General features: G+C 69.7%; 11 protein-coding genes and 1 tRNA gene. 6 read left to right on the top strand and 6 right to left on the bottom strand.

Annotation, left to right across the window (positions count from 1 at the left end; translation table 11 throughout):
* Window positions 1–179 precede the first annotated feature (179 nt).
* Genes CSC65_RS13365 through CSC65_RS13355 form a run of 3 tightly spaced genes read left to right on the top strand, consistent with a single transcriptional unit; the run spans window position 180 to window position 5,103 of the window.
* Entirely contained in the window at window positions 180–3,080 is a 2,901-nt protein-coding gene (locus tag CSC65_RS13365) for a bifunctional diguanylate cyclase/phosphodiesterase (RefSeq protein WP_162411071.1), read from the top strand.
* A gap of 60 nt (window positions 3,081–3,140) precedes the next feature.
* Window positions 3,141–4,409: a flavodoxin-dependent (E)-4-hydroxy-3-methylbut-2-enyl-diphosphate synthase gene (gene ispG, locus CSC65_RS13360; protein ID WP_162411070.1), complete on the top strand. Its 1,269-nt coding sequence runs from the start codon at window positions 3,141–3,143 to the stop codon at window positions 4,407–4,409.
* Complete coding sequence (locus tag CSC65_RS13355; RefSeq protein WP_162411069.1) at window positions 4,390–5,103, top strand: phosphatase PAP2 family protein; 714 nt, start codon at window positions 4,390–4,392, stop codon at window positions 5,101–5,103. Before ispG ends, CSC65_RS13355 begins: the two co-directional genes overlap by 20 nt.
* A 4-nt stretch (window positions 5,104–5,107) precedes the next feature.
* On the opposite strand, the gene CSC65_RS13350 is transcribed toward CSC65_RS13355, so the two are convergent.
* The 3 genes from CSC65_RS13350 to rnd all read right to left on the bottom strand — a co-directional run bounded on the left by CSC65_RS13350 (window position 5,108) and on the right by rnd (window position 7,532).
* The gene (locus tag CSC65_RS13350) at window positions 5,108–6,226 is read right to left on the bottom strand and encodes an SGNH/GDSL hydrolase family protein (RefSeq protein ID WP_162411068.1); all 1,119 of its coding nucleotides are present in this window, start codon (window positions 6,224–6,226) and stop codon (window positions 5,108–5,110) included.
* A gap of 111 nt (window positions 6,227–6,337) precedes the next feature.
* Window positions 6,338–6,413: transfer RNA gene (locus tag CSC65_RS13345), tRNA-Ala, on the bottom strand.
* A gap of 24 nt (window positions 6,414–6,437) precedes the next feature.
* A complete protein-coding gene (rnd, locus tag CSC65_RS13340) occupies window positions 6,438–7,532 on the bottom strand; it encodes a ribonuclease D (RefSeq protein WP_162411067.1) in 1,095 nt (364 codons plus the stop codon).
* A gap of 116 nt (window positions 7,533–7,648) precedes the next feature.
* Between rnd and CSC65_RS13335 the strand changes: the two genes are divergently transcribed.
* Window positions 7,649–9,496, top strand: coding sequence for an SUMF1/EgtB/PvdO family nonheme iron enzyme (locus CSC65_RS13335; RefSeq protein WP_162411066.1), 1,848 nt, complete (start codon window positions 7,649–7,651; stop codon window positions 9,494–9,496).
* A 14-nt stretch (window positions 9,497–9,510) separates the two neighbouring features.
* Window positions 9,511–10,410 (top strand): M48 family metallopeptidase, encoded by a 900-nt coding sequence (locus tag CSC65_RS13330; RefSeq protein ID WP_162411065.1) that lies wholly within the window; start codon window positions 9,511–9,513, stop codon window positions 10,408–10,410.
* A 125-nt stretch (window positions 10,411–10,535) separates the two neighbouring features.
* On the opposite strand, the gene phaR is transcribed toward CSC65_RS13330, so the two are convergent.
* The 3 genes from phaR to gluQRS all read right to left on the bottom strand — a co-directional run bounded on the left by phaR (window position 10,536) and on the right by gluQRS (window position 12,874).
* Window positions 10,536–11,057, bottom strand: a complete 522-nt coding sequence (phaR, locus tag CSC65_RS13325) for a polyhydroxyalkanoate synthesis repressor PhaR (protein WP_238390398.1) — start codon at window positions 11,055–11,057, stop codon at window positions 10,536–10,538.
* Between the two features lie 85 nt (window positions 11,058–11,142).
* A complete protein-coding gene (gene phbB, locus CSC65_RS13320; RefSeq protein ID WP_162411063.1) occupies window positions 11,143–11,883 on the bottom strand; it encodes an acetoacetyl-CoA reductase in 741 nt (246 codons plus the stop codon).
* Between the two features lie 28 nt (window positions 11,884–11,911).
* Window positions 11,912–12,874: a tRNA glutamyl-Q(34) synthetase GluQRS gene (gluQRS, locus tag CSC65_RS13315; protein ID WP_274379414.1), complete on the bottom strand. Its 963-nt coding sequence runs from the start codon at window positions 12,872–12,874 to the stop codon at window positions 11,912–11,914.
* Window positions 12,875–12,953: 79 nt separating this feature from the next.
* Between gluQRS and htpX the strand changes: the two genes are divergently transcribed.
* Window positions 12,954–13,829 (top strand): protease HtpX, encoded by an 876-nt coding sequence (htpX, locus tag CSC65_RS13310; RefSeq protein ID WP_162411062.1) that lies wholly within the window; start codon window positions 12,954–12,956, stop codon window positions 13,827–13,829.
* Window positions 13,830–13,868: the final 39 nt, after the last annotated feature.

Here is a 13,868-nt window from a genome sequence, read left to right as displayed (position 1 = left end):
TTGTGGTTCTTACGGAGATGACATAGATTAGTATTTATTATGTTTTTTTTTTATCAAGCAAAAGACGGCATAAGATATTCGCCTTAGTCTCGTGGTCTCGGAGATGTTTATAATAGACAGCTGCATGCGCGGGCATCGTCGGCGTTATGCTTGGGTCGAGGGGCAGCACCCGGGGATGCATGAGTCCAGCAAGCACACTTGAAAGCGCACCGCTGGCGCAGGCTGCGGTCGGACCGCGCACGCCCCTGGAGCGCGCAGCCGCCACCCTGCATGCACTGCTGCCGGCGGGCGCGCAGCTGGCCGTGGGCTGGCGCGACGCAACCCTGGGCAATCGTTTCCTGATGGAACCGCCGATCCAGGCCGGCCCGGCACGTCGCCTGGAGCTGGCCCTGGCCGAGGCCGGCTCGCTGGCGCAGGAGCCGGGGACCGTGTCGGCGTACTGGAACGACGAGGAAGGCGCGAACGTGTCGCTGGTGGCGCAGCTGCAGGGCCCGCTGGACGCCGCCGCGCGCGAAGCCTGGGTTGCCACGGCGCGGACGTTGCTGGGATCGGCGCTGGAGGCGTCCCGGGCGCAGGCGCGGATCGAGAGGCTCGAGAAGTCGCGGCGCCTGCAGCAGGCGCTGTTCGAGATCGCCGAACTGGCCAGCGCCGAGGTCGAGATGGGCGACATGCTGCATCGCCTGCACGCGATCATCGGTTCGCTGATGTATGCGCCCAACTGCTACATCGTCACCTACGACGACACGCGCGAGTCGCTGCGCTTCGTCTACTTCGCCGACGAGGCCGACGCCTACCAGCCCGACCCCGAGCAGGAGTGGACCGATGCGGACATGCCCAACAGCCTGACGTTCGCGCTGCTGCGCCACGGGCGCGCGCTGCGCGGGCCGTCGACCCTGATCCGGCGCAAGCTGCAGGTCCAGTACAGCGAGATCCAGGGGCCCGACAGCCAGGACTGGCTGGGCGTGCCGATGAAGCGCGGCGAGCGGGTCTGCGGCGCGATCGTGGTGCAGAGCTACGACCGGCCGGCCAGCTACACCGATGAAGACCGTGCCTTGCTGGGCTACGTCGCCCAGCACGTGCTGACCACCATCGACCGTCGCCAGGCCCAGGTCGAACTCGAGCGCCGGGTGCGAGAACGCACGCTCGAATTGCAGCACGCAAATCGCGAGCTGCAGGAAGAAGTGGTCGAGCGCCAGCGCGCCGAACGCCTGCAGCATGCGCTGTTCCGCATCACCGAGATGGCGATGAGCTCCGAGTCGCTGGAGCAGTACCACGCCAAGGTGCATGCGGCGGTCGACGAACTGATCTATGCGCGCAATTTCTACATCGCGCTGCTCAGCGACGACCAGGAGTCGATCGAGTTTGTGTACTCGGTGGACGAGAAAGGCGACCACCGGCCGGCGCGCAAGCTCAGCAACGGCCTGACCGAATACGTGCTGCGCATGCGCGAGGCTTTGCTGGTCGACCGCAGCGACATCGACCGCCTGGCCGGCGAGGGCGAGATCCACGAGTACGGCATCCAGGCCTACAGCTGGCTGGGCGTGCCGCTGCACCGGGACAGCGACGTGGTCGGCGTGCTGGCCGTGCAGAGCTACACCGCCGACATTCGCTTCACGGCCGACGACCAGCGCCTGCTGACCTTCGTCGCCCACAACATCAGCAATGGCCTGGCCAGGCAGCGTTCGCAGGAGCGGTTGCGCGCGGCGCATTCCGAGCTCGAACAGCGCGTGGTCGAGCGCACCACCGAGCTGGAGGAGGCCAACGAGCAGCTGGTCGCGCAGATCGGCGAGCGCATGCGCGCCGAGGAACGGCTGACCCACCAGGCCCTGCACGACACCCTGACCGGGCTGCCCAACCGCGCCTACCTGCTGGACTGCATGGCCAGCGCGATCGAACGCGCGCAGCTGGGCGACGGCATGCCGTTCGCGGTGCTGTTCCTGGACCTGGACCGGTTCAAGCTGGTCAACGACAGCATCGGCCACGCCGCCGGCGACGAGCTTCTGATCGAGGTCGCCAAGCGCCTGGTCTCGGCGATGCGGGCCGAGGATGTGGTTGCCCGGCTCGGTGGCGACGAGTTCGCGATCCTGGTCAGCTGCCCGGACGGCGGCGGCAGCGTACGCGACCTGGCGCCACGGCTGCTGGCCCTGATCGGCCGGCCGCTGTGGGTGGCCGGACGCGAACTGTTTCCTTCGGCCAGCATGGGTATCGCCCTGTGGCACCCGCGCTACAACACCGGTGAGGAGCTGCTGCGCGACGCGGATGCGGCCATGTACCGGGCCAAGAACGAGGGTCGCGACCGCTACGCCATCTTCGACGAGGACATGCGCGAGCAGGCCGTGCGCAGCCTGGACCTGGAGGCGGACCTGCGCCGGGCGATCATCAGCCGCGACTTCCTGCCGTACTACCAGCCGATCATCCGCCTCGAGGATGGCGAGGTGATCGGCCACGAAGCGCTGCTGCGCTGGCAGCACGAGCGCCGCGGCCTGCTGCCTCCGGCCGAGTTCATCGCGCTGGGCGAGGAGAGCGGCCTGATCGAGCAGGTCGACTGGCTGCTGTACGAGCAGGTGATCGGCGAATTGGCCCGGGGCGGCAGCGGTTACGTGTCGGTCAACGTGTCGCCGCGGCACTTCCGTTCGCCGGATTTCGCCGACCGGCTGCTCGGCCTGCTGCAGTCGGCAGACGCCGATCCGTCGCGACTGCGGGTGGAGATTACCGAGGTGGCGCTGCTGGACGACGCGCCGCGCACGCTGCGCATCCTCAACACCCTGCGCGAGCACGGCGTGCTCGCGCAACTGGACGATTTCGGCACCGGCTTCTCCGCGCTGTCGTACCTGCACCGGTTCCCGATCTCCGGATTGAAGATCGACCGCAGCTTCGTCGCCGGCCTGGACGAGGACGGGGGGCGCCAGGAAAGCCTGGCCCTGGTCCGCGCGATCCTGGCACTGGCCGGTACGCTGGGCATCGAGACGGTGGGCGAGGGCGTGGAAACCGAACTGCAGCGCGACACGCTGAAGGAAATGGGCTGCAGCTGCGGGCAGGGGTTCCTGCTCGGCCGTCCTGCGGCACGTCGCCTGGCCTGAGCCGCCACGCGCTGCGCCGGGGTTCGGGCGCCGTTGCCGTCGCCCGTCTAGAATGCGCGCATGCAGCATGACGCCGTCACCCGCCCCCCGCCTCCCGCCTCGGCCGCGCCGTGGCCACGCCGTCCCACCCGCCAGGTCCTGATCGGCGGGGTTGCCGTGGGTGGAGGCGCGCCGGTGGTGGTCCAGTCGATGACCAACACCGATACGGCCGACGTGGCCTCTTCGGTGAAGCAGGTCGCCGAGCTGTGGCGCGCGGGCTCCGAACTGGTCCGGTTGACGGTGAATACCCCCGAAGCCGCGGCGGCCATCCCGCGCATCCGCGACAAGCTGGTGATGATGGGCGTGGATGTCCCGCTGATCGGCGACTTCCACTACAACGGGCACCAGCTGCTCGCCGGCGAACCGGCCTGCGCCGAGGCGCTGGCCAAGTACCGGGTCAATCCGGGGAATGTCGGCTTCGGCAGGAAGAAGGACGCCCAGTTCGCCGCGATCATCGAGAAGGCGCTGGAGTACGGCAAGGTCGTGCGCATCGGCGCCAACTGGGGCTCGCTGGACCAGTCGCTGGCCGCGCGCCTGATGGACGAGAACCACGCCCGCGCCGAGCCCTGGGACGCCGGCCGCGTGCTGCGCGAGGCATTGATCCTCTCGGCGGTGGATTCGGCCGCGCGCGCGGTCGAACTCGGCCTGCCGGCCGAGCGCATCGTGCTCAGCTGCAAGGTCAGCGGTGTGCAGGAGCTGATCGCGGTCTACCGCGACCTGGCCGCGCGCTGCGACTACGCGCTGCACCTGGGCCTGACCGAGGCGGGCATCGGCAGCAAGGGCATCGTGGCCTCCGCCGCGGCGTTGTCGGTGCTGCTGCAGGAAGGCATCGGCGACACCATCCGCATCTCGCTGACCCCCGAGCCGGGCCAGTCGCGCACCACCGAGGTCGTGGTCGCGCAGGAACTGCTGCAGACGACCGGGCAGCGCGCCTTCACCCCGATGGTCACCGCCTGCCCGGGCTGCGGCCGCACCACCAGCACGTTCTTCCAGGAGCTGGCCAAGACCGTGCAGGAGCACGTGCGCGCGAAGATGCCCGAATGGCGCGTCTCGCATCCCGGGGCCGAGAACCTGTCCCTGGCGGTGATGGGCTGCGTGGTCAATGGTCCGGGCGAGTCGCGCCACGCCAACATCGGCATTTCCCTGCCGGGGATCGGCGAAGCGCCTTCGGCACCGGTGTTCGTCGACGGCGAGAAGAAGGTCACCCTGAAGGGCGAGAACATCGCCGCTGAATTCGTCGCCCTGATCGACGACTACGTCGACACCCGCTATGCCCGCAGGGCCGGCTGAGGCCCGCTCGCGCCTGTCTTCCCTGGCCGCGGTGCTGCGCGGCAACCTGGGCCTGCTCGTCGTGCTGTTCGCCTGCGTGCTGCTGCCGCTGTGGGTGTTCGCCGAACTGGCCGACGAAGTGCACGAGATGGAAGCGCTGGTCTTCGACGACGCACTGCTGATGCGCCTGCACGGCTGGACGTCACCGGGCTGGGACCGGTTCTTCCTGTGGTTCAGCCTGGCCGGTTACCGCTATGGGGTGATCCCGGTCGACATCCTTTTGTCGCTGGCGCTGCTCGCCTTCCGTCGCTGGCGCGAGGCGGTCTTCGCGATCGCCGCCTTCGCCGGCTCGGCGTTGCTCAACGTGGCGACCAAGCATTATTTCCAGCGCGCGCGCCCGTCGCTGTGGGAATCGATCGCGCCGGAGACGACCTTCAGTTTCCCCAGCGGCCATGCGATGGGTTCGATGACCCTGGCCGCCGTGCTGGTGCTGCTGGCCTGGCACACGCGCTGGCGCTGGCCGGTGCTGGTCCTGGCCGTCGTGTTCACCGGCCTGGTCGGCGTGTCGCGGCTCTACCTGGGCGTGCACTATCCGTCCGACGTGCTGGGCGGCTGGGCGGCGGGGCTGGCCTGGACCAGTGGTGCCTACCTGGTGCTGTTCCGGCAGCGGCGCCCGTGGCAGGACGGTTCCCGCTGGAGCGCGCCTGCGGCTTGAGCGTTCATTCATCCCAGCGGTCGGCCAGTGTTTCGATATGCGCTGCCAGCAGTTCGGCGATGCGTGCATGGTCGTCGAGGGACGGATGCCCGTGGCAGCCGGACATCTGCAGGCCGGCGACGGGCAGGTAGGTGACGGGCACATCGCCGTCGGCATTCAGCCGGGCGACCACCCGTTCGACTTCCGCGCGGATCTCGCCACCGAACAGGTCGGTGGACCAGAGGACGAAGCGGGCTGCAGGGTAGCGGTCGCGCAGCGATCGCACGAAGGCGACGTAAGCGCGTTCGTAGTCGGAGTACAGCGCTTGCCGGTCCTTCCAGCGCTCGCCCGCCGCCAGGGGCGTGGAGAAGTCGTTGGTGCCCAGCGCGATGACCACCACCTGTGGATGCCAGCCTTCGTCGCCCGCGCGCTCGGAGCGGTCGAACAGCGCGTAGGGATAGGCCTGGGGCAGCGTATCGGCCGCCATGCCGCCGTAGTTGCGCACCACGCCGCGCCCGGAGATGGCGTTGATCCGGTAGTCCGCGCCGTACCGCGCGGCCAGCAGCGGCCCGTAGGCGCGGGTGTTGTCGGTCGTCGCCCAGACCTCCGCCTCGCTGCACTCGCGCCGTGGCGACAGGTTGCCGTAGCCGACGGTGTGCGAGTCACCGATGAACTCGATGCGCCGCTCGCGCAGCGGCGGCGGCAGCCGCTGGCTGCCGGCGGGCAGGAAAATGCCGCCGAAGTGGTTGGGCCCCGCCTGGTGCTCGGTGGCCGCCTGTATGCGCAGGATGTGCGGGCGATTTCCGGCCAGGCCGGAGACGCGGTACAGGCCGGGCGCGGGCCTGGCCAGGGTGGCGGCCGTGCGTCCGTCGACCTCCACATGGAGGATGGTCGCGCCCGCGCCGACCTCGAAGACGGCCTCGCCGCCGGCGAAGGCGGTTTCGAAGTACAGGCCCGGCCACTGCCAGGTCCAGCCGCCGGAGCCCGGCATGGTCGCGACGCGGCCGCCAATGGCGAAGTGCGCCGGTTCCAGGCCCTCCATGGTGGGCGCGTCCACGCGCGCCACGGACGCCGCCCTGGCCGGCGCCACGAACGGGGCCGCGCACGCGCAGGCCAGGAGCAGGGCGTGGAACGTCTTCTTCATGCAGGCGCGGATCCGGGCGGCGGTGCCCGCGATCCTAAACGAGCGTTCGCGATGTTGCCGGGGTTGCCTTCGCGCAAGAAAAAAGCCACCCGGAGGTGGCTTTCGGAAAAGTGGTGGAGCCAGGGAGGATCGAACTCCCGACCTCGTCATTGCGAACGACGCGCTCTCCCAGCTGAGCTATGGCCCCACGGATGAAACTGTGCGACGGATTCTAGCCCGCGGTGGGCGCGGGTGCCAACAGGGGCGCCAGCGTGCTTTCCAGTTCGCCTCGGCGCCAGCCCTGCAACGGCACGGGCCAGCCCGCGCCTTCGAGCAAGGCTTCGAGGTGGCGACGCGACGCCAGCACGCCGTCGGGAAGGGCCAGCTCGGCGCTGCGCCGGGCCACGGCATCCTGCAGGCGCTTGAGCGCCTGGCGGTCCGGGTCGGCTGCGGGCGCCGGCATGCTTTCCTCGTCGGGCAGGGGCGTGGACAGCGCCTGCCAGATCGCCGGGGCGAGGCGGCGTGGCGACTTGGGTATCGCATCCAGGCGCCGCTGCAGCGCCTCGGCATCGGCCGGTGGATCGCGCGACAGGGTCACGGCCAGCTCGTTGTCCAGCACCCAGCTGCGCGGATGGTCGTGTTCGCGCGCGTGGCGGTCGCGCCAGCGCAGCACGCGCAGCAGCCGGCGCTGGCCGGCGGTATCCAGGAACTGGGCCGAACGCATCGACAGGTGCGGCCACGCCTCGCCTTCCTCGCGCGCGGCGTTGGCCAGCATGCGATCGACATCCTCGGCCAGCCAGGCTTCGCGGCCGAGTTCACGCAGCCTGCTCGCGGTGGCCTCGTACAGCGCGGCGAGGTGGCGCACGTCATCGGCGGCGTATTCGAGCTGGGCCGCGCTGAGCGGACGGCGCAGCCAGTCCGAGCGCGTCTCGCCCTTGGGCAGGACCACGCCGGTGACCTGTTCGACCAGCTTCTGGTAGCCCACGCCGGCACCGATTCCGCCCAGAGCCGCGGCGATCTGGGTGTCGTACATGGGCCGGGGCAGGGTGTCGCAGGTGCATTTGAACGCGACCAGGTCCTCGCTGGCGCTGTGCATCACCTTGAGTACACCCGGCGCGTCCAGCCAGGCGGCCAGGGCGGCGGCCATGCCCGGGACCAGCGGGTCGACCAGCAGGATCTCGTCGCCTACCGCCATCTGCACCAGGGCCAGCCGAGGCCAGTAGGTGCGCTCGCGTATGAACTCGGTATCCAGCCCGACGCGGGGCGGAGCGTGCTCCAGGCGGCGCAGGAGTTCGGCGGGCTGGTCGATCCAATGGGTTTCTGGCACTTCGGTTCCGGTGGCTTCTTCGATTGCCCGGGCGGGCTGCGATAGCCTAACGTCAAACCGCCAGAGGCGGATGGACCGGGAAGGGAGCGATCTTGCGCGCGAGCGGCCACGCACTGATGTTGATGGCGACCCTGCTGGCTGTCGGCTGCGCGCGCGCGCCCGAAGCACCCGGGCAGCCTGCTTCCACGGCGGACGCAGCCGCCGGTGGCGCCGCGAGCCCTGAGGGGCCGCAGGTGACGGTGAGTGGCGACGAAAGCCAGGCGGTCTTCGGCGCCTGGTCACCCCCACCGGTCGACCTTGGCGATGGCGGGGACCTCGCGCCGTGGCGCGCGCGCGCGGCGCAGGCGCTGGAATCGGGCCGCCTGTTCGAGGATGCGGATTCGGCGGTACCGATCTACCTGGCGCTCCTGCAGGCCGACCCCGGAGACCGTGCCGCCCGCCGCGGCCTGCAGCGCGCGCGTGCCCGCATCGTCGATGAAGCACGAACGCTGCTGGCGGAGCCCGATCGCGGCAGCCCCGGCCTGGCCCGGCTCGAACAGCTGGCCGCGGTGGCGCGCGCACTGGCGCCCGATGACGCAGGCGTGCTGGCGCTGCAGCGGGAGGTGGAGGCCGAGCGGCGCCTGGATGCGCTCGACCGGGCCGGCGAGGACGACCTGCGGGCAGGCCGGCTGGGCGAACAGGGCAATGGCGCCCTGGCGTACTTCCGCGACGCGCTGGCACTGCGGCCGGACGATCCCCGCGCGCTGCAGGGTAGGGCCGCGGTGGAGAGCGCCGCGCTGTCGCGCGCCGAACAGGCGGCGCTCGCCCTGGACTTCGCCACGGCCGAGCAGTGGCTCGGCCATGCCCACGCGGTACGCGAAGATGGCGCCGGTGCCGTCCGCGACGCGCGCCAGCGGGTGGCGTCCCTGCGTGACGCGCGGATCGCCGTGCTGCGCGATGCGGCCCTGCGCGACCTCGTGCGCGGCGACGGCCTGCGCGATGCACGGACACGGCTGGCCGACATCCTGCAGATCGCGCCGCCCGGGGATCCGGTCGCCGTGCAGTTGCGCCAGCGCATCGACCTGGCCACGCACTACGGCGCGTTCCGCCCGGGCCAGGTGTTCACCGACGCGCTGGCCGATGGCAGTCGCGGGCCGCAGATGGTGGTGGTGCCGCACGGCGCCTTCCATATGGGCGCGCCGGACAGCGAGCCGGACTCGTCTGATGCGGAGCGGCCGGTGCACTACGTGCGTTTCGACCGTGGCTTCGCCATGTCGCTGACCGAAGTGACCGTGGCCGAGTTCGGCCGCTTCGTCGCCCATGCCGGTGCACGGCCGCGCGCGACCCGGCGAGGCAACTCGATCGTGTACGACGAACGCAGCGGCAACTTCGCCCGGCGCAGCGGCGCGGACTGGCGTTCGGGATACGACGGCCGGCCGGCCGGGCAGGGCGACCCGGTACTGCACGTGAGCGTGCGCGATGCCGAAGCCTATGCGGCCTGGCTTTCGGACCAGACCGGCCGGCATTACCGGCTGCCGAGCGAGACCGAGTTCGAGTACGCGCTGCGCGCCGGCGAGCCGGCCCGCTTCCCGTGGGGGAACGCGGCCGTGCCGCCGGAAGGCAGCGGCAACTTCGCCGGCGGGAACGACGTCTCGCCGGGCGGACGGACCTGGAACAACGCCTTCGTCGGCTTCGGCGACGGCTACTGGGGGCCGGCGCCCGCCGGGCGTTTCGAGCCCAATGCATGGGGTCTTCACGACCTTGCCGGCAATGTCAGCGAATGGGTCGCCGACTGCTGGCACGCCAGCTACCGGCGGGCGCCTGCGGACGGTGCGGCGTGGTTCAATCCCGGGTGTCGTTCGCGCGTGGTGCGTGGCGGCGTCTGGGCCGGATCGCCGGCGCAGACCCGGTCGGCATGGCGGGCACCGATGGATTCGGACATGACCAGCGCGCGCATCGGCTTTCGCCTGGTGCGCGGCATCTGAGGCAGGAGGGAAGAATGCGCAACGATCCGTTCGGCGGTTCCGGCGAAGGGCAGGCTCCGCGGCGGCGTGGCGGCGGCATCGGCAACCTGCGCTGGCTGATCCTGCTCGGGTTCTTGGTCTACGGCGGCTGCTATTACTTCTCCAATCGCACCGAGGATCCGTATACCGGCGAAACGGTGCTGATCGACGGCTCGATCGGGCCGGAGCAGGAACGCGCGATGGGCCTGCAGGCCTACCAGGAGATCCTGTCGCAGGAGCAGCCGCTACCCAGGACCGACCAGACCGCGCAGCAGATCACCGCGATCGCGCAGCGCCTGATCGAGAAGGTCCCCGAGGTCACCGCGGCGCTGGCCGCCGAGCACGGCATGGCTGCGCCGGAGCACTGGCGCGAGTTCGAGTGGGACGTCAACGTGATTCCCTCCGAGCAGGCCAATGCGTTCTGCCTGCCCGGCGGCAAGATGGCCGTCTACACCGGCCTGATTCCCGTGGCACAGAGCCAGGACGCGATGGCGGTGGTGATGGGCCACGAGATCGCCCATGCGCTGCTGCGCCACGGCGCGCAGCGGATGAGCCAGCAGAAGCTGGCGCAGATCGGGCAGATGGCGGGCGCGGCCAGCGGCATGGATCCGCAACAGCAGCAGATGGTGATGGCGGCGATGGGTTACGGCTACCTGCTGCCGTATGCGCGCACCCACGAGACCCAGGCCGACGAGGTCGGGCTGATGCTGGCCGCGGCGGCGTGCTACGACCCCAACGAGGCGATCGGCCTCTGGGAGCGGATGAGCGAATCCTCCGGTGGCCAGGCGCCGCCCGAGTTCTCCTCGACCCATCCCAACCCCGGCACCCGCATCCAGACCCTGCAGTCGCTCATGCCCAAGGCGCTGGAATACCGGCAGAGCTTCTGCCGGCAGTAAAGGCAGGCACGGCCGCGACCGGCCCGTGGGGCTGGTCGGCCGGACAGGTATGCGAGCGAGCGTGATGTCTTGCTAGCGAGCGTGCGCGCCGCCAGCCGGTGCGGCCGGGCGCGCGATGGCCTGGTTCAGCGCCGCGGCTTGCCGCCCGTACCGGTGCCGGTGCCACGTTCCGGTTCGCCGCGCGGGGCGGCCGTGCCGGTGGGCCGGCCCAGGTTGCCGGCCAGCCCGCGCTGGAAGTCCTGCCACATTTCCAGGTTGCGCTCGGTCAGCTGGTTCATCGCCGTCCACGGCGTCTGCCCGAGCAGGTTGCCCATCTGCTGGCGGAAGGTCTGCTGCTGCTCGAGGAACAGCGTCATGCTGCGCTCGAGGTAGTTGCCCATGAAGCCCTGCAGCGAGTCGCCGTAGAAGCGGATGATCTGGCTCAGCAGCTGGGTGGAGAGCATCGGCTCGCCGTCCTGCTCCTGCTCGGCGATGATCTGCAGCAGGACCGAGCGGGTGAGGTCGTCGCCGCTCTTGGCGTCGCGGACCTCGAACGACTCGCCGTCGAGGATGAGCTGGCGCACGTCCTCGATGGTGATATAGCTGGAAATCTCGGTGTCGTAGAGCCGACGGTTCGGATATTTCTTGATGATGCGGATGGCAGCCATCGAGCGCTCGCAGACGGACTTCAAGTGGCGCCGAGCATGGCGCACCGCAGCAGCGCATGCAACTGCCGCAGGTCCGCCTTGACGGCTACCACCCCATATGGTGGCCGCCGTTGATATCCAGGTTGGAGCCGGTGATCCAGGCGGCCTGCTCGTCGACCAGGAAACCGACCGCGTATGCGATCTCTTCGGGCTTGCCCAGGCGGCCGGTCGGGATGTCCGCGGCGATCTTGGCGCGCACGTCCTCCGGCACCGCCATCACCATGTCGGTGGCGACGTAACCGGGCGAGACCGTGTTCACGGTGATGCCGAGCTTGGCGTTCTCGCGCGCAAGGGAGATGGTGAAGCCGTGCATGCCGGCCTTGGCGGCGGCGTAGTTGGCCTGGCCGTACTGGCCCTTGAGTCCATTGATCGAGCTGATCTGGATGATCCGGCCCCACTTGCGATCACGCATGCCGTCGATCACCGGGCGGGTGACGTTGAACACCGAGTTGAGGTTGGTGTTGATCACGTCGTTCCACTGGTCGGCCTTCATCTTGTGGAAGGTGCCGTCGCGGGTGATGCCGGCGTTGTTGATCAGGATCTCGACCGGCCCGAGCAACTGCTCGACCTCCCTGACCATCGCCTGCGCCTCGTCCGGCGAGGTGACGTCGCCCTTGACCAGGACGATGTCGTAGCCGTCGGCCTTCATCTGCGCCTGCCAGACCTTGGCCCGTTCTTCATTGCGGTAGTTGGTGGCGACCTTGTGGCCCATGTCGGCGAGCTTCTTGCAGATTGAAGTGCCGATACCACCGGTGCCGCCCGTGACGAGTGCGACGCGACTGCTCATGGTCAACCCCTCCCGAGGGTATTCAGGTCTATTCAGGATCCGTCGATCCCGTTGTAGTGGCAGCTTCATGAAAGTGCAAGCGCGCCGGAAGCCGTGAACCATCGAAGTGCGCGAGCGCGCACCGCAGCAGTGCATCGGGGCTGTTGGCGCCCCGCAATGGTGCCTGGTCCTGGCCGAGCAGGGCCCAGCACAGGCGCAGCGCGGGCAGGGGATCGGCCGGGTCCACCGGCAGTGCGGCGCTGGATTTGGAGAGCTTCCGTCCATCGGCGTCCAGCACCAGAGGGAGGTGCAGGTAGCGCGGCGTGGGCAGGTCCAAGGCACGCTGCAGCAGTATCTGGCGTGGGGTGGAGTCGAGCAGGTCGGCACCGCGGACGACATCGGTGATGCCCTGCGCGGCGTCGTCGACCACGACCGCCAGCTGGTAGGCCCAGTAGCCATCGGCGCGAAGCAGGACGAAGTCGCCGACCTCGCTGGCGACATCCTGCCGCACCTCGCCCTGCAGTCCGTCTTCGAAGCTGGTGAGGCCGGCGTCGTGCACGCGCAGGCGGAACGCGGGATGCGGCCGCGGGACGGTGGCCACGCACTGCCGGTGGATGCCGCCCTGCGTCGTCAGGTCGCTGCGGGTGCAGGAACAGGGAAAGGCGTGGCCGGCGGCGAGCAGGCGATCCAGCGCATCGCGGTACAGGGCATGGCGGTCGCTCTGCCGCACCGGCGGCTGGTCCGGCTCCAGCCCGAACGCCGCCAGGGTCGCCAGTTGCAGGTCGCTGGCCCCGGGCACCTCCCGCGGTGGATCGAGGTCTTCGATCCGCACCAGCCATTCGCCCCCGGCCTGGCGCGCCAGCAGCCAGCTGCCCAGCGCCGCCAGCAGCGAGCCCATGTGCAGGGGACCGGTGGGCGAGGGCGCAAAGCGGCCCCGGTAGCCATGCGCGTTGGGCAGGCGGGTGGAGGAAAGCAAAGGGGTCGGGGGCGCCGGGTCGTGCATCGATGCCATGGTCGCGGCGGCCGTGGCTTGATTTCAAGCCGCAGCGCACCCATTACGGCGGCGACAAGCCAATTGCGGAGACTTGCCCGTGTTCAGTCGTATCGCCCTGTTCCTTGCCACCAACCTGGCCGTGCTGTTCCTGGCCGGCATCATCATGTCGTTCCTGGGGGTCAATCCGAACCAGATGGGCGACCTGCTGGTGATGGCTGCGCTGTTCGGATTCGGCGGCTCCCTGGTCTCACTGCTGATGTCCAAGTGGCTGGCCAAGCGCGCGACCCGCGCCCAGGTGATCACCGAGCCGCGCAACGAAACCGAGCGCTGGCTGCTGGCGACCGTGCAGCGCCAGGCGCAGGCGGCCGGCATCGGAATGCCCGAAGTCGCGGTCTACGACGCGCCGGAGATCAATGCGTTCGCGACCGGCGCCAACCGCAACAACGCCCTGGTGGCGGTGTCCACCGGCCTGCTGCGGCAGATGCAGGCCGACGAGGCCGAGGCGGTGCTCGGCCATGAGATCGCGCACGTCGCCAACGGCGACATGGTGACCATGGCCCTGCTGCAGGGCGTGCTCAACACCTTCGTGATCGTGCTCGCGCGCGTGGTCGGCGGCATCGTCGACAGTTTCCTGTCCGGCAACCGCGAGGGTGGCGGCCGCGGGCTGGCCTACTTCGGCATCGTGATGGTGCTGGAGATGGTGTTCGGCCTGTTCGCGACCATGATCGCGATGTGGTTCTCGCGGCGACGCGAGTTCCGCGCCGATGCCGGCGGCGCGCAGCTGGCCGGACGGCAGAAGATGATCGCGGCGCTGGAAAGGCTCTCGCAGAACCATGGCCAGAGCACGCTGCCGGCCCAGGTCGAAGCGTTCGGCATCGCCGGTGGCATGGACCAGGGCCTGCGCAAGCTGTTCATGAGCCATCCGCCGCTGCCGGAGCGGATCGCCGCGCTGCGCGCATCCACCGCGGCCTGATCGCACTCTCCCTGCTGCACGACAGCCCGTCCTGGCCGA

It is taken from the genome of Pseudoxanthomonas daejeonensis, from assembly GCF_010093205.1.
In the GTDB taxonomy this organism is placed as follows: domain Bacteria; phylum Pseudomonadota; class Gammaproteobacteria; order Xanthomonadales; family Xanthomonadaceae; genus Pseudoxanthomonas; species Pseudoxanthomonas daejeonensis.
Note: the sequence above shows the minus strand (reverse complement) of the source record. Positions and strands in the feature narration are given on the sequence as shown.

What these genes read in the sequence shown, in the direction of transcription:
- CSC65_RS13365 (WP_162411071.1), top strand. Translation starts at nt 180, where the DNA reads ATGAGTCCAGCAAGCACACTTGAAAGCGCACCGCTGGCGCAGGCTGCG.
- ispG (WP_162411070.1), top strand. Translation starts at nt 3,141, where the DNA reads ATGCAGCATGACGCCGTCACCCGCCCCCCGCCTCCCGCCTCGGCCGCG.
- CSC65_RS13355 (WP_162411069.1), top strand. Translation starts at nt 4,390, where the DNA reads ATGCCCGCAGGGCCGGCTGAGGCCCGCTCGCGCCTGTCTTCCCTGGCC.
- CSC65_RS13350 (WP_162411068.1), bottom strand. Translation starts at nt 6,226, where the DNA reads ATGAAGAAGACGTTCCACGCCCTGCTCCTGGCCTGCGCGTGCGCGGCC.
- CSC65_RS13335 (WP_162411066.1), top strand. Translation starts at nt 7,649, where the DNA reads ATGTTGATGGCGACCCTGCTGGCTGTCGGCTGCGCGCGCGCGCCCGAA.
- CSC65_RS13330 (WP_162411065.1), top strand. Translation starts at nt 9,511, where the DNA reads ATGCGCAACGATCCGTTCGGCGGTTCCGGCGAAGGGCAGGCTCCGCGG.
- phaR (WP_238390398.1), bottom strand. Translation starts at nt 11,057, where the DNA reads ATGGCTGCCATCCGCATCATCAAGAAATATCCGAACCGTCGGCTCTAC.
- phbB (WP_162411063.1), bottom strand. Translation starts at nt 11,883, where the DNA reads ATGAGCAGTCGCGTCGCACTCGTCACGGGCGGCACCGGTGGTATCGGC.
- gluQRS (WP_274379414.1), bottom strand. Translation starts at nt 12,874, where the DNA reads ATGGCATCGATGCACGACCCGGCGCCCCCGACCCCTTTGCTTTCCTCC.